The 18,740-nt window shown below is 69.0% G+C and carries 18 protein-coding genes; 6 read left to right on the top strand and 12 right to left on the bottom strand.

The features are described 5' to 3' along the window. Positions 1–38: 38 nt before the first annotated feature. From ACLJO0_RS13650 to ACLJO0_RS13610, 9 genes are all read right to left on the bottom strand, one after another. Entirely contained in the window at positions 39–437 is a 399-nt protein-coding gene (locus ACLJO0_RS13650) for a hypothetical protein (protein WP_410578876.1), read from the bottom strand. Positions 438–600: 163 nt separating this feature from the next. Further along, positions 601–1,077: a hypothetical protein gene (locus tag ACLJO0_RS13645; protein WP_410578874.1), complete on the bottom strand. Its 477-nt coding sequence runs from the start codon at positions 1,075–1,077 to the stop codon at positions 601–603. 36 nt (positions 1,078–1,113) lie between these two features. Continuing rightward, entirely contained in the window at positions 1,114–1,911 is a 798-nt protein-coding gene (locus ACLJO0_RS13640) for an ABC transporter permease (RefSeq protein ID WP_410578872.1), read from the bottom strand. Further along, positions 1,889–2,743 (bottom strand): 2-aminoethylphosphonate ABC transporter permease subunit, encoded by an 855-nt coding sequence (locus ACLJO0_RS13635; protein WP_410578870.1) that lies wholly within the window; start codon positions 2,741–2,743, stop codon positions 1,889–1,891. The genes ACLJO0_RS13640 and ACLJO0_RS13635 overlap by 23 nt, the downstream gene beginning before the upstream one ends. Then, complete coding sequence (locus ACLJO0_RS13630; protein ID WP_410578868.1) at positions 2,740–3,801, bottom strand: ABC transporter ATP-binding protein; 1,062 nt, start codon at positions 3,799–3,801, stop codon at positions 2,740–2,742. The genes ACLJO0_RS13635 and ACLJO0_RS13630 overlap by 4 nt, the downstream gene beginning before the upstream one ends. Then, complete coding sequence (locus ACLJO0_RS13625) at positions 3,798–4,817, bottom strand: 2-aminoethylphosphonate ABC transporter substrate-binding protein (RefSeq protein WP_125793616.1); 1,020 nt, start codon at positions 4,815–4,817, stop codon at positions 3,798–3,800. The genes ACLJO0_RS13630 and ACLJO0_RS13625 overlap by 4 nt, the downstream gene beginning before the upstream one ends. A gap of 4 nt (positions 4,818–4,821) precedes the next feature. Next, a complete protein-coding gene (locus tag ACLJO0_RS13620) occupies positions 4,822–5,508 on the bottom strand; it encodes a phosphonatase-like hydrolase (protein ID WP_396557409.1) in 687 nt (228 codons plus the stop codon). Then, positions 5,502–6,614, bottom strand: a complete 1,113-nt coding sequence (locus tag ACLJO0_RS13615) for a TIGR03364 family FAD-dependent oxidoreductase (protein ID WP_410578865.1) — start codon at positions 6,612–6,614, stop codon at positions 5,502–5,504. The genes ACLJO0_RS13620 and ACLJO0_RS13615 overlap by 7 nt, the downstream gene beginning before the upstream one ends. A gap of 170 nt (positions 6,615–6,784) precedes the next feature. Beyond that, positions 6,785–7,561, bottom strand: a complete 777-nt coding sequence (locus ACLJO0_RS13610; protein WP_125780178.1) for a GntR family transcriptional regulator — start codon at positions 7,559–7,561, stop codon at positions 6,785–6,787. Positions 7,562–7,633: 72 nt separating this feature from the next. Between ACLJO0_RS13610 and ACLJO0_RS13605 the strand changes: the two genes are divergently transcribed. Beyond that, positions 7,634–8,887 carry an APC family permease gene (locus ACLJO0_RS13605; RefSeq protein ID WP_410578863.1) on the top strand — a complete coding sequence of 418 codons (1,254 nt, stop codon included), beginning with the start codon at positions 7,634–7,636 and terminating at the stop codon, positions 8,885–8,887. A 124-nt stretch (positions 8,888–9,011) separates the two neighbouring features. Then, entirely contained in the window at positions 9,012–9,818 is an 807-nt protein-coding gene (locus tag ACLJO0_RS13600; protein WP_125780175.1) for a S1 family peptidase, read from the top strand. A gap of 383 nt (positions 9,819–10,201) precedes the next feature. Here ACLJO0_RS13600 and ACLJO0_RS13595 read toward each other — a convergent pair whose 3' ends face one another. Both ACLJO0_RS13595 and ACLJO0_RS13590 read right to left on the bottom strand, forming a co-directional pair. Further along, entirely contained in the window at positions 10,202–11,308 is a 1,107-nt protein-coding gene (locus ACLJO0_RS13595) for an NAD(P)H-dependent flavin oxidoreductase (protein WP_125793611.1), read from the bottom strand. Positions 11,309–11,316: 8 nt separating this feature from the next. After that, positions 11,317–12,933, bottom strand: a complete 1,617-nt coding sequence (locus ACLJO0_RS13590) for an acyl-CoA synthetase (RefSeq protein ID WP_410578860.1) — start codon at positions 12,931–12,933, stop codon at positions 11,317–11,319. A 58-nt stretch (positions 12,934–12,991) separates the two neighbouring features. Between ACLJO0_RS13590 and ACLJO0_RS13585 the strand changes: the two genes are divergently transcribed. Further along, positions 12,992–13,780, top strand: a complete 789-nt coding sequence (locus tag ACLJO0_RS13585) for a crotonase/enoyl-CoA hydratase family protein (RefSeq protein WP_410578858.1) — start codon at positions 12,992–12,994, stop codon at positions 13,778–13,780. Between the two features lie 59 nt (positions 13,781–13,839). Here ACLJO0_RS13585 and ACLJO0_RS13580 read toward each other — a convergent pair whose 3' ends face one another. Beyond that, positions 13,840–15,399 (bottom strand): acyl-CoA synthetase, encoded by a 1,560-nt coding sequence (locus ACLJO0_RS13580; RefSeq protein ID WP_410578856.1) that lies wholly within the window; start codon positions 15,397–15,399, stop codon positions 13,840–13,842. A gap of 98 nt (positions 15,400–15,497) precedes the next feature. On the opposite strand from ACLJO0_RS13580, the gene ACLJO0_RS13575 reads away from it, so the two are divergent. The 3 genes from ACLJO0_RS13575 to ACLJO0_RS13565 are packed head-to-tail and all read left to right on the top strand — an operon-like array spanning position 15,498 to position 18,702. After that, complete coding sequence (locus tag ACLJO0_RS13575; RefSeq protein WP_410578854.1) at positions 15,498–16,481, top strand: Zn-ribbon domain-containing OB-fold protein; 984 nt, start codon at positions 15,498–15,500, stop codon at positions 16,479–16,481. An 8-nt stretch (positions 16,482–16,489) separates the two neighbouring features. Further along, positions 16,490–17,545, top strand: a complete 1,056-nt coding sequence (locus ACLJO0_RS13570) for a thiolase domain-containing protein (protein ID WP_410578852.1) — start codon at positions 16,490–16,492, stop codon at positions 17,543–17,545. Then, positions 17,542–18,702 carry a thiolase domain-containing protein gene (locus ACLJO0_RS13565; protein ID WP_410578850.1) on the top strand — a complete coding sequence of 387 codons (1,161 nt, stop codon included), beginning with the start codon at positions 17,542–17,544 and terminating at the stop codon, positions 18,700–18,702. Before ACLJO0_RS13570 ends, ACLJO0_RS13565 begins: the two co-directional genes overlap by 4 nt. The last annotated feature ends 38 nt before the right edge of the window (positions 18,703–18,740 follow it).

Below are 18,740 nucleotides of genomic sequence, written 5' to 3'. Positions count from 1 at the left end.
TTGCAAGGAAAGGACCTTTCATGGCACGCCCGTGAGCGTTACCGCATCTGCTTCAGCACCACGGTCCGCTCCCCCAGCGGCGCCGAAAGCGCCACCGAGATCACCGGATGCCGGATGTCCATGGTGCACATCTGTCCGGTCTGGCCCTTCAGTTCGGTCAGGTTGACGGTGACCCTGGTCCCGTCCTGCTGCGCGGCCTCCGCCGTCGCGTGCCCGCAGCCGCCTTCCTGGCCGCGGACGTTCAGGATGGTCCCGCCGTTGCTGGTGTACACCTCACGCGGGTAGTCCGCGGGCAGCGCCGACGCGTCGAGCTGCTTGTCCGGCAGCTTGGTGCTGCCTTCCGGGACTTCCTGACGAGGCGCGCCCGGAACACCGGGCTGGCTCCCCGGCGCGGGCGTCGGAGACGAAGACGGCGGTGCGGTCGGTGACGGCGGCACGGTACTCAGGGTGCCGCTGCCGGGTCCGGCCGCGGGTTCCGCTGCCTGGTTCTGCGCCCCGCAAGCGGATACCGCAACGACGATCAGGCCAAGGCCGATGACATTCGTTAAGTACCTCATGTGGCTAGGACGGAACGAGGCCGCCTTGGGGTTGCACATGATCTCAACCCGCTTCCAGGACGACGGTCCGCGGCCCGATCGGCTCGGCGAGTTTCACCGGCAGGACGGCGTAGCGGATGACCTGCGGGCACATCTGCCCCGGGTCGCCGTGGTCGATCATCACCTTGACCACGACTCGTTGCGCGTTCTGGTCGGCGAGGTCCGCCTTCGCCTCGTCGCAGCCGCTCAGTTCGATGTGCACGTTCAAGCCGCCGTTCTCCGCGCTGACCTGCGCGGGAACCTTGGCCTCGACCTGGGTCGGCGGCAGCATCTTGTCCGAGGGCGGCGGGCCGGCGGTCGGGCGTGACATCGGCGGTTTCGCGACCGGCGGGCTCGCCGGGAGCGAGGTGGGCAGATCCGAGGGTGTGGTGACGACCGGTGGGGTGCTCGTGTTCGCCGGTGCTCCCGGGCCGCCCGCTCCGCAGGCCGCCGTGGCGGCGAGCACGAGCCCCACGCCTAACGTCTTCGCTGCGTTCTTCATGGTTCCAGGACGGAAACGGGACCACGAAGGGTTGCATCATCGCTGCGCCGCGCGGCCGCGGGCCAGTCCGAGGAGCACCACCCCGGCGAGCGTGACGGCCAGCAGCAGCACCGTGCTCGCCGACGCCAGGAACACCTGTCCCCGGTCCGTGAGCGCGAAAATGCTCGCGGGCAGCGTCCGCCAGTCCGGTGGGTACAGCATCATCGTCGCACCCAGTTCGCCCATCGACATCGCCAGCGCGAGACTCGCCGACGCCGAGATCGACGGCAGCAGGACCGGTAGCCGCACCCGTAGCAGCACGCGGACCGGCCCCGCGCCGAGGCTCGCCGCGGCCTGCGCCAGCAGCGGGTCCATCCGGGCGATCGCGGCGGAGACCGTGCTGTAGGAGAACGGCAGCAGGATCATCACGTGCCCCAGCAGCACGATCCAGCGTGTGCCGTTGAAGGCGAGCGGCGGACGGCTGAACGCGACCAGCAGCGCCAGTCCCAGCACCACCGACGGTACGGCGATCGGGAGGTGGAACAGGGTGTCGACGGCTTTCCGCACCCTGGGGCCAGCGGACTGCGACGCCAGCGCGGCCCACGTGCCCAGCAGCACCGAGACCACCGACGCGATGACACCGGTCTGGATGCTCACCGAAAGGCTCGCGAACGTCTCCCCGGACAGCGCCTGCGCGAAATGCGAGCCGGTGAGCGTTCCCGGCAGCAGTCCCGTCCAGTTCCCGGCGACCGACGCCAGCACGATCATCAGCAACGGGGCCAGCACGATCGCGGTGAACAGCACCGCGAACACCGCCCACAGCAGTATCCGGCTACGCCTTGTCCACAGCAGCACGACGGCCTCCCTTCGTCAGTCGCCGGTAGGTTCCGTACAGGGCGAGGGAGAACACGACGTTGACCACCGCGATCACGCACGCCTGCGGGAAGTCGAACGTGACGATCCCCTTGCCGTAGACCAGCATCGGCAGCGTCGTGACGTCCTTGGCGCCGAGGAACAGCACGATGCCGAACTCGTTCATCGCCAGCAGCATGGTCAGGCAGGCACCGGAAGCCAGTGACGGCAAGGCTTCCGGCAGGATGACCTGGCGCAGCACCCTGCCGGGTTTCGCGCCGAGGCTGGCCGCGACCTCCATCTGCGCCGACGACACCTGCCCGAACGCGGCGAGCGCCGGCCGCATCACGAACGGCGTGTAGAAGGTGATCTCCGCCAGCAGGATCCCGAACGGCGAGTACAGGAATCCGCCCGCGCCCAGGATTCCGGCGCTGCCGTAGATGAAGGTGAACGCGAGCGCGATGAGGAACGACGGGAACGCGAGCACGGTGTCCACCAGCCGCGAAAGCGTCCGCGCGCCGGGGAACGGCACGAACGCGATCACCAGTGCCAGGAACGTTCCCAGCACCACGCAGCCCGCCGTGGCGCCGAGTGCGAGCGCGACGGTCTTCCAGGCGGCGTCCCGGAATTCCGCCGAACCCAGGACGTCCAGCCACACCGACAGCCCGAACTCGCCGGTCTTCGACTCCAGCGACTGGAGGACGACCAGCACCAGCGGGTAGCCGAAGAAGCCGAGCAGGACGAGCACCGGTGGCAGCAGAAGCCAGCCACGTCCGGGCTGTTTCTCCTGTCGCCGCGCCGGTGCCGCCGTCGCGGCCAGCGCGAGGCCGGTCATCCGACACCCACCAGCGGGCAACCGTCCGGAATGGACACTCCGACCTTCTCCCCCACGCCCGGCAGCCCCTCGATGTCCGGCACTTCGGCCCGGACCTCGTCCCCGTTGTGGGCGAGTTCGAGGTCGAGCCGGAAGCCCGTGCCACGCCACTGGACACCGCGCAGCACGGCGGGCAGTGCGCCGGGCGCGTCGACCGCGGTGATCCCGACCCGATGCGGCCGGACGCCGAGCGCGACGGGCTGCCCCGCGCGGATCGTCCCGGACGGGTCGGCGGCGAGTTCACGGCCGCCGAGCCGGACCCTGGTGCCGTCGGCCTGGATCAGCTCGACCGGGATGAGGTTGGACGCGCCGAGGAAGCTCGCGGTGAATTCCGTCGAGGGGCGCTGGTAGAGCTCTCTGCTCGGCCCGAGTTCGACCAGCTTCGAGTCGCGCATGACGGCGATCCGGTCGGCCAGCGCCAGCGCCTCGCCCTGGTCGTGGGTGACGTAGATCAGCGTGGTGTCGGGCAGTTCGGCCCGCAGCCGCAGCAGTTCCGCGACCATGTCCTCGCGCAGGGCGGCGTCCAAAGCGGACAGTGGCTCGTCCAGCAGCAGCACCCGCGGCCGGATCGCCAGTGCCCGCGCGAGCGCGACACGCTGCTGCTGTCCGCCGGAAAGCTCGCGCGGATAGCGACGGGCGTACTTGCCCATCCCGACCAGGTCGAGCGCCTCGGTCACGCGGCTCGCCGTCTCGGTGCGGGGTGTTTTCCGTGCCTTGAGCCCGAAGGCGACGTTGGCCTCGACGCGCATGTGCGGGAACAGCGCGTAGCTCTGGACGACCACGCCGAGACCGCGCCGATGCGGCGGCAGATCGGTGACGTCCTCGCCGTCGAGCAGGACCCGGCCGGTGCTCGGTACGACGAAACCCGCGAGCGCCTTCAACGCCGTCGACTTGCCGGAGCCCGACGGGCCGAGCATCGCCAGCGTCTCCCCCCTCGCCACCGTGAGGTCCAGTGGCGAGAGGGCGGACGTCTGTCCGAACCGGACGGACACCCCACGGAATTCGACCGCCGGGGTCATCGGCCCACGGCCTTCTTGTACGCGGCGAGGTCGGCGTCGAGCTTCGCGAGGACGGCGTTCCAATCGGGCTGCCAGATCTCGACGCCGTCGAGCGCGGCTTTCACCTTGTCCGCCCGCGGGCCGGACGGCGTGACGTCGGTCCGCGACGGAGCACCGAAGGCGTCGACGGCCTTGCCCTGCACCTCGGGCGAAAGCAGGAAGTCCAGGAACTTCTTGGCGTTCTCGGCGTGCGGCGCGTTGTTCACCAGACCCGCGTAGTACGGGAGCGCGAACGTGGACCGCTTGCCCTGCGCGTCGGCCGGGAAGAAGACCTCGAAACCGCCGCTCTTCTCGATCGCGGCGAGGTTCATCTGCACGTCGCCGTTGGCCACCAGGATCTCGGCCTTGGCCACCTTCGGCTGCAACTTGCCGGTGGAGGACGACGGGCCGACGTTGTTGGCTTCGAGCTTCGCGAGGTAGTCGAGCGCGCCCTGGTCGCCGAGGACGTGCTGGAGTTGCAGCAGGACCGCGGTGCCGTCGCCCGCCTCGCCGGGGGTCGAGTACTGGAGCTTGCCCTTGAGCGCGGGCGACAGGAGGTCGTCCCAGGTCTTGGGTGAGACCTGCGGGTTGCGGATGAAGCTGAGGTAGTTGTTCATGACGGCGAAGTAGCGGCCCTGGCCGTCCTTCTGCCCGGCGGGGACCTGGTCGATCCCGGACGGCGCCGCGGTGGCGAGCAGGCCCTGCGACGCGGCCCGCTGGATGAACGGCGGGAGCGTGACCAGGATGTCGGCCTGGGTGTTGGCCTTCTCCTTCTCCACCCGGGAGGCGACCTCGCCGGAGCCGGCCGTCACCGCCTGCACGGTGATACCGGTCTTGGCCTTGAACTCCTCGAAACGCTGGGCGTACCAGTCTTCGAGACCGTCCACTGTGTACAGCGTGACGGTCTGGTCGCCGGAAGCACCGCCGGCGGTTCCGCCACAGGCGGCCAGGGTGAGGGCGAGCAGCCCGGTGAGGGCGGCGGCCGCGAGTTTCTTCATGGCGTCAAAGCTCCTTGGGGGACAGCAGGGCGGGGAGGTCGCGGACGGATTCGAGGACGTGGGTGGCGCCGGCGGCTTCCAGTTCCGGCTTCTTCGCCGATCCGGTGAGCACTCCGGCGACGAGCGAAGCGCCGGACGTCAGCCCGGTCTGGATGTCCGAAGGCGTGTCACCGGCGACGGCGATGCGGCGGACGTCGGTGATTTCGAGCCGTAGCGCGGCGGCGAGGACCAGGTCGGGGTACGGGCGTCCACGAACGCCCTCGCCCGGCGCCAGTACGGCGTCGGCGAGGCCGTGCCAGCCCAGTGCGTCCAGGATGGCGTTCTGGGTACTGGCGGCGAAACCGGTGGTGAGGGCGACCTTCACCCCTTGGGCGCGCAGCTCCTGGATCGTCTCCTCGGCGCCGGGGATCGGCTCGCAGTGACCGTCGGCGACGAGCTTGCCGTAGGCGTCCTGGAACGCGGTGTTCGCGCGCTGGGCGAGTTCCTCGTCCCCTTCGAGCAGCGCGCGGAAGACGACGATCTTGGACTGCCCCATGGTTTCGACGACGTAGTCGAGCATGCCGGGGAAGCGACTGTCCTCTTCGGACACACCGGCGGCGGCGATCGCCGCGGTGAAGGCGCGGATCACCAGTCCGTCGTCGGCGACGGTGGTCCCGGCCATGTCCAGGACGACGAGTTCGGTGTTCACCATGAAAGCTCCTCGGCGGTGTCTTCGGCGATGGCGGGCGAGCAGGTCATGCCCCGGCCGCCCGGCCCGGTGACGAGCCACGCGTTGTCCGCGACGCGGGCGCGGTGCACGATCCGGGAGGTGTCGGTGGTCTGGGCGTAGACGCCGGCCCAGCGGCGGGCGATCCGCGGGAGCGGCCGTCCGAGCAGCGCCCCGGCGACCTCGGCCAGGTGGTCGTACGGGTCTTCGGTGGTGTCGAAGGAGAACGGCTCGTCGTATTCGTGGGTGTCGCCGATGGTCAGCGAGCCGTCGAGGCGCTGGACCATGAGCAGCTGCATGGCGTTGGCGGCGGCGATCGCGCCCTGCGGCTGGCCCGCGTCGAGGCCGTCGAGTGCGGCACCGCGGTACGCCGGGTAGTAGCGGAAGCTGTCCGCGTCGGCGACCGTGGTGGTGAGGGTTTCCCCGAGCGGCTCGGTCTGCGCCATCTGCAACCGCACCCGGCGGACCGGGGTCTGCCCGGCGAGTTCCTTGACCAGGCCACCGGTCCAGGCGCCGGTGCACAGCACCACGACGTCGCCTTCGTGGGTTTCGCCCGTGTCGTCGACGACGCCGCGATCGGTCAGGTCGCGGATCTCGCGGCCGGGCAGCCAGGTGTAGCGGCCGGATTTCGCCAGTTCGGCGCGCAGGGCGGGCTGGGCGACGCGCGGTTCGACGGCGGCGTCGCGATCGCACCAGAGCGCGCCGAGGAAGTCGCCGCGCAGGGCCGGGTTCAGCTCGCGGGTCTCGGCGGCGTCGAGCAGTTTGAAGCCGCGGTCCTCGGTGGTGGCGGCCGCCGCCCGCGCGACGGCGAGTTCGGCCTCCGTGCGGACGACGGTCAGGGAGCCGTTCGGCCGGAAGCCGATCCCTTCGACGCGTTCCCCGATGCGCTCCCACAGCACGCGCGCCCGCGCCGCCGTCTCCAGTTCGGGACCACTGGCACGGCCACCGACCCAGACCAGCCCGAAGTTGCGTACGGACGCGCCCCTGGCCTCGGGTTCGCGTTCGATCTGGACGACGTCGTGGCCGCGTTCGACGGCCTGCCAGGCGTGCTGGGTGCCGAGCACTCCGCCGCCGATGATGAGGATTCGCACACCGCAGACGTTGGTCCGCGTGCACCAACGCTCCGTGACCCCAGCCCTAACCCCAGGTGAAGTGCCTCCGAAATGTGGACCAGACCTGTTATCTTCGCGTTACATTACGCTCCGCGTTTCGTCCTCGGGATGCGGTCGTTGAAAGTACAAATACCGCGGCTGGAGCCTGGCTACTCCACCCGTCCGAGGCGGGTTTCGAAGGACAACCGGTCGCCGCGGAACAGCGACCGGACGCGCTCGAACGGGACGCCGTCGGTCCCCCACGACGTCCGGTGCATCAGCAGCATCGGCAGCGCCGGGTTCGTCCCGATCAACAACGCCTCGCGAGGGGTGGCGAGCACGGTCTCGACACGCTCCTCGGCGCCGTCGAAGACCACACCGAGCCGTTCCCGCAAACAGGCGTAGAGGGACTGTGTGGGATCGAACACATCCATCAGCGTCGGGAATCGCTCGGCGGTGAGATAGGTCGATTCCAGCCCGACCCGCTCGTCGTCGGCGAGCAGCACCCGCTCGATGTGGATCACGTCGTCGTCGGGATCGATTTCCAGTTCCGAAGCCAGCGATGGACCCGCCTCACGACGTTCCAGCGAGATCAAATTCCGGCCAGGCTGAATGCCCTGCCTCCTGAGTCCTTCGGTGTAACTCACCAAAGCGAGCGGCTGGACGAGCTTCGGGCCCGCCACGTACGTGCCGCTGCCTTGTCGCCTGCTCAGGCGTCCTTCGAGGACGAGTTCACCGACGGCCTGGCGGACCGTGGCGCGGGAAACCTCGAAGCGTTCGGACAGTTCCCGTTCCGTGGGAAGTGCCGCTCCTTGCCCCAATTCGGAGATCACGTCGAGCAGTTCGACTTTGACCGCGTAATAGCGTGGAACGCGGCCGTGTTCGGGAATTCCGTCTCGAACAGGGCCGTCGGCAGAAGGATGGACTCTCGGTGAACGTGTTCTCACTGTCCAGATCTTAGGCCGAATTCACCTGCCCTGTACTGACCCGAACGAAGTGTTCATGCCACGCTCACACTCGTGGACGAAAAGGGCACCCTCATTCGGCGGATCGGCGTCCGCGACGCGGTCTTCATCGGACTCGGCTCGATGGTCGGGGCGGGGGTGTTCGTCGCCTTCGCCCCCGCCGCCAGGGCCGCGGGAGCGTGGCTTCCCGCCGGGCTCGCCATCGCCGCCGTGATCGCCTATTGCAACGCGACGTCGTCGGCCAGGCTGGCCGCGCTGTACCCGGCTTCGGGTGGGACCTACGTCTACGGACGCGAACGCCTTGGCGAGTTCTGGGGGTATCTCGCCGGCTGGGGTTTCGTGGTCGGCAAGACGGCGAGCTGCGCGGCGATGACACTGACCGTGGTCACCTACGCCGCGCCAGGGCTCGGGCAGCCGTGGCGGAGCGTGTTCGCGGTGGCCGTCGTGGCCGCGCTGACCGGGCTGAACTACCGCGGTGTCCAGCGCTCGGCGTTCGCGACCAGGCTGATCGTGTCCGTCACGTGTGCGATCCTGGCGCTCGCGGTGGCCGCGATGCTCTTCGGCGGCACGGTGACGGCGGCGTTGCCGGGCCCGCTGCCCGCTCCCGGGATCGGCGGCGTGTTCGAGGCCGCCGGCCTGCTGTTCTTCGCGTTCGCCGGCTACGCGCGGATCGCCACGCTGGGCGAGGAGGTCCGCGATCCGGCGCGCACCATCCCGCGCGCCGTGCCGATCGCACTCGGGCTGGCACTGGTCGTCTACGCCGTTCTCGCCCTCGTCCTGCTGTACCACCTCGGCCCGGATCTGCTCGGCCGCAGCCCGGACCCGATCGCGGAAGGCGTCGAAAGGTCGTCCTGGTCGTGGCTCACGCCCGTGGTGCGGGTGGGCGCCGTGATCGCCGCGCTGGGCTCCCTGCTCGCACTCGTCCTGGGTGTCTCGCGGACCACGCTGGCCATGGCGCGCGACGGACATCTCCCCCGCTACCTGACCGCGGTGCATCCTCGCTTCGGCGTCCCGCACCGGGCCGAGGTGACCGTCGGTGTCGTCGTCGCCCTGCTCGCGAGCACCCTCGACCTCCGCGGCGCGATCGGGTTCTCCTCGTTCGCGGTGCTCGCCTACTACGCCGTGGCGAACGCCAGCGCGCTGACCCTGCGGCCCGCACGTCGGATCATCCCCATCGCGGGTCTGCTCGGTTGCGCCGTGCTCGCGTTCAGCCTTCCGGCGGTTTCGGTGCTCACCGGTTCAGGAGTACTGGCGTTGGGCGCTCTGGGCTACGCCATTCGTCGGCGGCTCGGCTCGAACGTCCGTTAATCACCACCAAAGGCTGAAAGATCCGAAGAAAGTTGGTTGTCCCGGTGTATGTCCACCTGCTGTAGTCAGTTGGCCGCAGTCAGTCTCCCTGCCTCCACTGTGGACAGCCGGAAGGAATGAACCCTTGAACATCAAGCGTCGGTTCAGCCTGCTCAAAAAATCCCTGATCGCCGTCGCGGCGGCCGGAACCCTGGCGGGTCTCGCCACGGCTCCGCAAGCCGTCGCCGCGGAGCCGCCGTCCACCGATGTGGTCGGTGGGACCCGTGCCGCTCAGGGCGAATTTCCTTGGATGGTAAGGCTTTCCATGGGTTGCGGCGGTGCACTTTACACTCCGCAGATCGTGCTGACGGCCGCGCACTGCGTGTCACGGACCGGGGCCAACACGGGCATCACCGCCACCCTCGGTGTCGTGGACCTGCAGAGCACCGCGGCCAAGAAGGTCAAGTCGACCTACGTGCACCGGTCGCCGACCTACCCCACCTCCACCGGTGGTGACTGGGCCCTGATCAAGCTCGCGAGCCCGGTCAGCGGCATCCCGACGCTGCCGATCAACACCTCGGCGGCCAACAACAGCGGCACGTTCACCGTCGCGGGCTGGGGTGCCGCGACCGAGGGCGGGGCACAGCAGCGTTACCTGCTCAAGGCCAACGTGCCGTTCGTCTCCGACTCGACCTGCAAGGCGCAGGGCGGCAGCTACGCCGACCTGATCGCCAGCGCCGAGATCTGCGCGGGCAACGTCAACTCCGGCGGCGTCGACACCTGCCAGGGTGACTCGGGCGGCCCGATGTTCCGTCGCGACAGCGCCGGCGCCTGGATCCAGGTCGGCATCACCAGCTGGGGCGAGGGTTGCGCGCGGGCGCACGCTCCCGGCGTCTACACCGAGGTGAGCACCTTCGCGACCGCGATCAAGAACGCGGCCGCCGGTCTCTGATCTCTCACACGGCGTGCCATGAAAGGTCCTTTCCTTGCGAAATTTGCAAGGAAAGGACCTTTCATGGCGTTCGGGAAGGCCTCCTTACCTACTCTGACGGTAGTGAAGGAGGCTTTCGCCACCGTCGGATGTGGTCCCTGGTGACAGTGGGACAGCTGTGACCTCGGCGGCCGGTCGTGAGGTACATGAAGGCCCCCTTCCTTGCGCTAGGCGCAAGGAAGGGGGCCTTCATGTACTTCGGCAAGGCGTGACTCGCGTGAGTGGAGACGTGACTCGCGAGATCCGGGTCTGAGCACGCGAGTGCGGTGTCGCGTCACCCAGCCCACCGTCTCATCCGAAACACGACACGTTCGCGTTACCCCTCAATAGCATTCGGGAACACTTCAGCGGGTCTTGTCCAAACGCGACAGTGCTTCTTCGTATCCCGACACGAGCTCCGAGATCACGTCGGCGACCGGGCGCACCCGGTCCATCCGACCGACGATCTGCCCGACCGGCATCGAAACCACACTCGGATCGGCGGCGTGGTGGATCCGGTTGTGCGCGTGGGACACCAGCAGGTTCTGCAACGGCATCGGCAGCGGTTCGGGCGCGTCGGGTGCGGCCCACGCCTCGGTCCACCGCGTTTTGAGCAGCCGCGCCGGTTTGCCGGTGTAGATCCGCGTCCGGACGGTGTCGGACGAACCCGCCGCGACCAGCGCGCGTTGCATCGCCTCGGAATCCCCCATGGTCTGGAGGTACTCCTCGGTGGCGAGCCAGAAGGAGCCCATCCACACCCCGGACGCGCCCAGCGCGAGCGCCGCCGCGACCTGCCTGCCCGAGCCGATCCCGCCGGCGGCGAGCACCGGGACACGGTCGCCGACGGCGTCCGCCACCTCGGGCAGCAGCACCATCGACGCGATCTCGCCGGTGTGCCCGCCCGCCTCGTAGCCTTGCGCCACAACGATGTCCACGCCGTTCTCGACGTGCCGGACGGCGTGCTCGGCCTTGCCCGCCAGAGCCGCGACCGGCACACCCTTCGCGTGACACTGCTCGATGACGTCCACCGGCGGTGATCCCAGCGCGTTGGCGATCAGCCGGATGGGGTGCTTCAGCGCGACCTCGACATGGGCCCGCGCGACCGAATGCAGCCAGCCGAGCACTCCCGCGCGTTCGTCGGTGTCGTCCGGCAGTGGCGGTACAGCCAGGTCACGCAGAGTGCGCTCCACGAAGTCGCGATGCCCCTGCGGGATGTGTTTCGCGAGATCGATCGACGTCCCTTCGGCCGGGATCTTGGCGGGCATGACGATGTCGACGCCGTACGGTTTGCCGCCGGTGTTCTCGTCCATCCAGGACAGGACGGAGTCGAGTTCGGCGGCGTCGTTGAACCGCACGCAGCCCAGCACGCCGAGACCACCCGCCCGGCTGATCGCCGCGGCGACGTGTTCGGACGGGGTGAACCCGACGATCGGCAGCTCGATCCCGAGCCGGTCGCACAGAGACGTCCGCATGAAACTCCTTACGCCGGTTGGATGGTGACGGGCTCGTGCTCGTCGGCGTAGCGCTGCGCCCACGGATAGTCCGGTTTGCCGCTGGGCGAGCGCCCGATCTCCTCGGCGAGCCACAGACTGCGCGGCACCTTGTACCCGGCGATCTCGGTCCGCACATGCGCCTCGATCGCGGCGAAGTCGAGCTCCTTCCCCGCCCTCGGCTGGACCACCGCGGCCACCCGCTGGCCGAGCCGGTCGTCGGGGATGCCGATGACGAGTGCGTCGAAGACGTCCGGATGCGACTTCAGCGCGCCCTCGACTTCCTCCGGGTACACCTTCTCGCCGCCGGTGTTCACGCACTGCGATCCCCGGCCGAGCAGGGTCACCGTGAGGTCGTCCTCGTAGCGCGCGTAGTCACCCGGGACGACGTACCGCTTGCCGTCGATCTCGACGAAGATCTTCTCGGTCTTCGCGGGATCCTTGTAGTACCCGAGTGGAACGTGCCCGCGCCGGGCTATCAGCCCGATCGCGCCCGGTTTCGGCACGACGAGCCCGCCGTCGTCGTCCACCAGGATCGCGTCCTTGCCGAAGTTGACCCGCGGGCCGGCGGAATGATCGCTGTCCTTGCTGACCATGCCGATGCCGGTGAACCCGCTCTCGGACGATCCGATCGCGTCGGTGATCACCACATGCGGGAGCAGCGACAGGAATTCCTGCTTCACCGACTGGGAGAACAGGGCCGCGTGACTCGACACCGCCACGATCGACGACGCGTCGTAGTCGCCCTCGCGGTAGGCGTCGATCAGCGGCCGCGCCATCGCGTCGCCGACGATGGTGAGCACCTGGACCTTGTTGTCCTGCACGGCTTTCCAGACGTCGTGCGCGTCGAACCGCGGGACGAACACCACCGGGCTGCCGGTGAACAGCGCGCCGAACGCGGCCCACTGCGCGGCGCCGTGGATCAGCGGCGCGGCCGGGAGCCGGACCAGGCTGCCCGACTTGCCCTGTTCGGCGAGCGTCCATTCGTCCGGGACGTACTCGCCGGTGACGAAGTTGATGCCGCCGCCGAGCGCGCGCCAGATGTCCTCGTGACGCCACAGGACGCCCTTGGGATAGCCGGTGGTGCCGCCGGTGTAGAGGATGTAGATGTCGTCGGCGCTGCGTTCGGCGAAGTCCCGCTCTGGGGAGCCTTCGGCGAGCGCGGCTTCGTAGTCCACGCCGCCGTAGGACGAGTAATCGCCGTCGCTTCCGTCGTCGACGACGACAACGTGTTTCAGTTTCGGCGTCTCCGGCAGGACGGCGGCCACCTTGTCCGAATACTGGCGCTCGTGGACCAGCGCCACGAGGTCGGCGTTGTCGAACAGGTACCGCAATTCGCCGTGGACGTAACGGTAGTTGACGTTGACGGCGATCGCGCGCAGCTTGTACGCGGCGATCATCGATTCCAGTGCCTCGATCGAGTTCCGGGAATAGACACCGATGTGGGCTCCAGGTCCCACGCCGTGTGCGGCGAGATGGTGCGCCAGCCGGTTGGCGCGCTCTTCCAGTTCGGCGAAGGTGACCCGCCGATCGCCGCAGACGACCGCGATGCGCTCCGGCACGGCGTCGACGGCGTGCTCGAGTAGATCCGCGATGTTGAGTGCCACTCCCTCAAAGTAGAACATGTTATCGTTCCGGGCAATGGCCGCTCCTAGGGAGGTTTTGGTGGGCGAACCGCACGCGCTGGTGGAAAAGATCGAACACACCCTCGTGGTCACGATGAACCGGCCCGAGGCCCGCAACGCGCTCAGCGGCGAGATGCTCGGGCTCATGGTCGAGGCGTGGAACCGGGTCGACGAGGACGACGACATCCGATGCTGTGTGCTCACCGGCGCGGGTGGCGCGTTCTGCGCGGGCGCGGATCTGAAGTCGATGTCGAAGAACTCGCCGTCCGATTCGTTCGAGAAGGGCACGTTCGACCCCAGCCGGATCGAGGGCCTGCTCAAGGGCCGCCGGCTGACGAAGCCGTTGATCGCCGCCGTCGAAGGCGCCGCGATCGCCGGCGGCACGGAGATCCTGCAAGGTACCGACATCCGCGTCGCGGGCGAGAGCGCGAAGTTCGGCGTCTCCGAGGCGCGGTGGAGCCTGTTCCCGATGGGCGGTTCGGCCGTGCGGCTCCCCCGCCAGATCCCGTACACCGTCGCCGCGGACCTCCTGCTGACCGGACGGCACATCAAGGCGGCCGAGGCACTGGAGATCGGCCTGATCGGCCACGTCGTCCCGGACGGGAAGGCACTGGACAAGGCGCTCGAACTCGCGAGCCTCATCTCCGCGAACGGTCCGCTCGCGGTCCGCGCCATCCTCAAGACCCTGCGCGACACCGAGGGCATGCACGAGGAAGACGCCTTCAAGCTCGACGCCCAGTACGGCATCGAGGTCTTCGCGAGCGAAGACGCGAAGGAAGGCCCCCGCGCCTTCGCCGAGAAGCGCAAACCCGTCTTCCGGGGCCGCTGACCCCGCAATTCGTCACCTACTTGCGAGAGGAAGACGTCGCAAGTAGGTGACGAATTGCGTTACGGGACGCGGTGACCGGCCCAGTAGGGGTCGCGGAGCTTGCGCTTGTAGAGCTTCCCGTTCGGGTCGCGCGGGAGTTCGGGCAAGTAGTCGACGGAACGCGGGAGTTTGAACTTCGCGAGCCGCGACGCCGCGTACTCGAGGATCTCCGCGGTCAGCTCTTCGGAGGGCTCGACGCCGTCCGCGGGCTCGACGACGGCCTTGATCGCCTCGCCCCAGTCCTCGTGCGGGACACCGAACACCGCGACGTCGGCGATCTTCGGGTGCATCACCAGTTCGCCCTCGATCTCCGCCGGGTAGATGTTGACCCCGCCCGAGATGATCAGGTCGGCCTTGCGGTCGTGCAGGAAGAGGTAACCGTCCTCGTCGAGATGCCCGACGTCGCCGAGCGTGAACAGGTCCCCGACGCGCGCTTTGTCCGTCTTGGCCCGGTCCTTGTGGTACTCGAACTTCGAGTCGCCCATCTTCATGTACACGGTGCCGGTCTCGCCTGCGGGCAGTTCCGTGCCCTCGTCGTCGAGGATCTTGATCGTCGAACCCGGCCACGGCAGCCCCACCGAACCCGGCTTCTCGAGCCACTCCTCCCCCGAGATCGCCGTCCCGCCACCCTCGGTGGCCGCGTAGTACTCGGTGACGACCGGCCCCCACCAGTCGAGCATCCGGCGTTTGACCTCCAGCGGACAAGGCGCGGCGCCGTGGATCATCACGCGCAGCGAACTCAGGTCGTAGGCCGCGCGGACGTCGTCCGGCAGCGCGAGCAGGCGGCGGAACTGCGTCGGGACCATATGACTGTGCGTGACGCGGTGCCGCTCGATCAGCCGCAGCATGTCTTCGGCGTCCCAGCGGTCCATCAGCACCGCGGTATGCCCCAGTTGCAGCGAGATGGCGACGAAGTTGAGCACCGCCGTGTGATAGAGCGGCGACCCGCACAGGTGCACGTGCTCGTCGTGCGGCGCCAGGCCGAAGATCCCGAAGAACCACGTCGACGCGCCCGGAACGGAGTCCGGGTCGGCGCCGGTCAGCGGCCGCCGGACACCCTTGGGCCGCCCCGTAGTCCCTGACGTGTAGAGCATCGGCGAGCCCGCGGTGCGCCGCTCCGGACGCCCGTCGCCCTCGCCGGAGCCGAGTTCCTCGATCCGGCGGAAGCCCTCGACGTCGCCGACGGCGAACCGCCCGCGTTCCGGGATCCCGGCCTCGTCGGCGGCGGCGATCGCGACGTCGGCGAAGCGTTCGTGCGCGAGGAAGGCCTTGGCGCCGCTGTCGGAAAGGATGTAGGCGACCTCCGGCCCGACCAGATGCCAGTTGACCACCACGATGTACAGACCGGACTGGATGGCGGCGAAATAGGCCGCGACGAGTTCGTCGCCATTGGGCTGCAGGACGACGACCACGTCCCCGGCCTCGAGCCCGAGCGCCTGAAGCCCCCGCGCGTACGCGTTCGCTTTCGCGGCGAGCTCTCCGTAGCCGATCGAGCGGCCGTCCGGATCGACGAGTGCGACCCGCTCCGGCTCCTGCGCGGCGATGTTCCAGACCCCAAGTGTCCCGGTGGCAGTCGACATACCCGCAAATCTAGAACGCGTTCCACTCAAGGGCAACCGTCAGTGGGCCCGACACGACCGATCTTGCCGGAAAATCGAGAACGTGTTTCACTCAGAACGTGAGCGCACCCGAACTCCCGCTGTCGGCCCCGCTCAACGTGGGCTTCGACTACACCCGCTCGGTCGGCCCCGTGCTCGGCCGGTTCGTCAACGCCCTGCGCGAGCGCCGCGTCGAAGGCGTTCGCGGCAGTGACGGCCGCGTGCACGTGCCGCCACTGGAATACGATCCCGTGACCGCCGAGGCACTGTCCGACTTCGTGCCGGTGGCCTCCGAGGGCGAGATCGTCTCCTGGTCGTGGATCGCCGAACCCCTCGACGGCCAGCCGTTGTCGCGGCCGTTCGCCTGGGCGCTGATCCGGCTCGACGGCGCCGACACCTCGATCCTGCACGCGGTCGACGCGGGCAGCCCCAGAGAAGTCCACACTGGACAGCGAGTGCGGATCCGCTGGGCGGACGAGACCGTCGGCCACATCCGGGACATCGCCTACTTCGTCCCCGCCGACGGGCCCGACACCGAATCCACCGAGGCGCCTCCCCCGGTCGCGAAACGCGAAGAGGGCGCGCCGGTCAGCGTGGTGATCACGCCGATCCACCTGCGGTACGAGCATTCCGCGTCGCCGGAGGAGAGCCGGTACCTGCGAGGGCTCGCCGAGGGGAAGCTGATCGGCCAGCGCTGCCCGTCCTGCGAGAAGGTCTACATCCCGCCGCGCGGCGCTTGCCCGACCGACGGCGTCCCGACCACCGACGAGGTCGAGCTGCCCGACACCGGCATCGTCACCACGTTCTGCATCGTGAACGTGCCGTTCCTGGGGCAGAAGATCAAACCGCCGTACGTGGCCGCGTACATCCTGCTCGACGGCGCGGACATCGCGTTCCTGCATCTCGTCCTCGGCTGCGACGCCGCCGACGTCCGGATGGGCATGCGGGTCCGGGCCGCGTGGAAACCGCGGGACGAATGGTGGACGTCGCTGGAGAACATCGGCCATTTCGAACCGACCGGCGAGCCTGACGCACCGTACGAATCCTTCGCCCACCATCTGTGAGGACCACCGTGCCAGATGTAGCAGTCGTGGGCTTCGCGCAGGCCCCCAACGTCCGCAGCACCCCGGGCACCACCAACGGCGTGGAAATGCTGGTGCCGATCTTCGCCGAGGTCTTCGAGCGCACCGGTCTGTCCAAAGAGGACATCGGGTTCTGGTGCTCCGGCTCCTCGGACTACCTCGCCGGCCGCGCGTTCTCGTTCATCGCCGCGGTCGACGCCATCGGCGCCTTCCCGCCGATCCACGAGTCGCACGTCGAGATGGACGCCGCGTGGGCGTTGTACGAGGCGTGGCTCAAGATCCGGATGGGCGAGGTCGACACGGCACTCGTCTACGGCTTCGGCAAGTCTTCCGCCGGGCAGTTGCGCCGGGTGCTGGCCCTGCAAATGGACCCGTACGTCGTCGCGCCGCTGTGGCCGGACTCGGTGAGCGTCGCCGGGATCCAGGCGAGGCTCGGACTCGAAGCGGGGCTGTGGTCCGAAAAGGACCTCGCCGAGGTCGCCGCGCGCAGCCGCGCCGACGCCGCCGGGAATCCCGCCGCGCAGCTCTCCGGATCGGTCGAAGTCGCCGATCTCCTTGACGCCCCGTTCGTCGCGGATCCCTTACGGTCCCACGACATCGCCCCCGTCACCGACGGCGCCGCCGTCCTCGTGCTCGCCTCGGTCGAGCGGGCGGCGGACCTCGTCGACAGTCCCGCGGTGATCACCGGCATCGAGCATCGCGTCGACTCCCCCGCACTCGGTGTCCGGGACCTCACCAAGTCACCGTCCACAGTGGCCGCCGGGCGCGCGCTCGATCTCGACGGCGTCGAGGTCGCGGAACTGCACGCGCCGTTCACCCATCAGGAACTGATCCTGCGTGACGCGCTGGGCCTCGGCGACCAGGTGCGGATCAACCCCTCCGGCGGCGTCCTGACCGGAAACCCGATGTTCTCGGCGGGGCTGGCGCGGATCGGCGAGGCGGCGAACCGCATCCTCGACGGCAGCGCGCGCAAGACCCTCGCCCACGCGACCAGCGGCCCCGTCCTCCAGCAGAACCTGGTCGCGACCTTGGAGGTCCTCTCGTGAAGCACCTCGCGGCCGTACTGGGAACCGGCCAGACCCACCACAAGGCCAAACGCACCGACGTGTCCATGCCCGGACTGCTCCGCGAGGCCATCGACCGCGCGATGCTCGACGCGCAGACCGGCTGGGACGACATCGACGCCGTCGTCCTCGGCAAGGCGCCGGATCTGTTCGAGGGCGTGATGATGCCCGAACTGTTCCTCGCCGACGCGCTCGGCGCGACCGGGAAACCGTTGCTGCGGGTGCACACCGCGGGCTCGGTCGGTGGGTCGACCGCGCTCGTGGCGACGTCGCTGGTGCAGGCCGGGGTGCACAAACGGGTACTGACCGTGGCCTTCGAGAAGCAATCCGAGTCGAACGCGATGTGGGGCCTGTCGATCCTGCCGCCGTTCCAGATGCCGGTGGGCGCCGGGGCGGGCGGCTATTTCGCGCCGCACGTGCGCTCGTACATCCGGCGGTCCGGCGCGCCCGACCACGTCGGCGCGATCGTCGCGGCCAAGGATCGCCGCAACGGCGCCCTGAATCCGTACGCTCATCTGCGGCAGTCCGACATCACGGTCGAGTCCGTGCAGGCGTCGCAGATGCTGTGGGACCCGATCCGCTACGACGAAACGTGCCCGTCCTCGGACGGCGCTTGCGCGATGGTGATCGGCGACGAGGCCTCGGGCGACGCCGTCCCCGGTGGCGCCGCGTGGATCCACGCGACCGCGATGCGCACCGAACCGACCACGTTCGCCGGACGCGACCAGGTGAACCCCCAGGCCGGACGGGACGCCGCCGCCGCGCTGTGGCGGGACGCGGGCATCACCGATCCACTGTCCGAAGTGGACACCGCCGAGATCTACGTGCCGTTCTCGTGGTTCGAGCCGATGTGGCTGGAGAACCTGGGATTCACCGACGAGGGCCAAGGCTGGAAGCTCACCGAGGCCGGCGAAACCGCGCTCGGCGGCCGTTTGCCGATCAACCCGTCGGGCGGCGTGCTGTCGTCGAACCCGATCGGCGCGTCCGGGATGCTCCGGTTCTCCGAAGCGGCCAAGCAGGTGATGGGCCGGGCCGGGGACTACCAGGTCGACGGCGCGCGGATCGCGCTCGGGCACGCGTACGGCGGCGGTTCGCAGTTCTTCTCGATGTGGGTGGTGGGCTCGGCCAAGCCGAGCTGACGGTCTCCCGAGCGTGCGATGAAGGACGCTTTCATAGC

Source organism: Amycolatopsis sp. lyj-108, assembly GCF_046549005.1.
Lineage (GTDB): Bacteria > Actinomycetota > Actinomycetes > Mycobacteriales > Pseudonocardiaceae > Amycolatopsis.
Note: the sequence above shows the minus strand (reverse complement) of the source record. Positions and strands in the feature narration are given on the sequence as shown.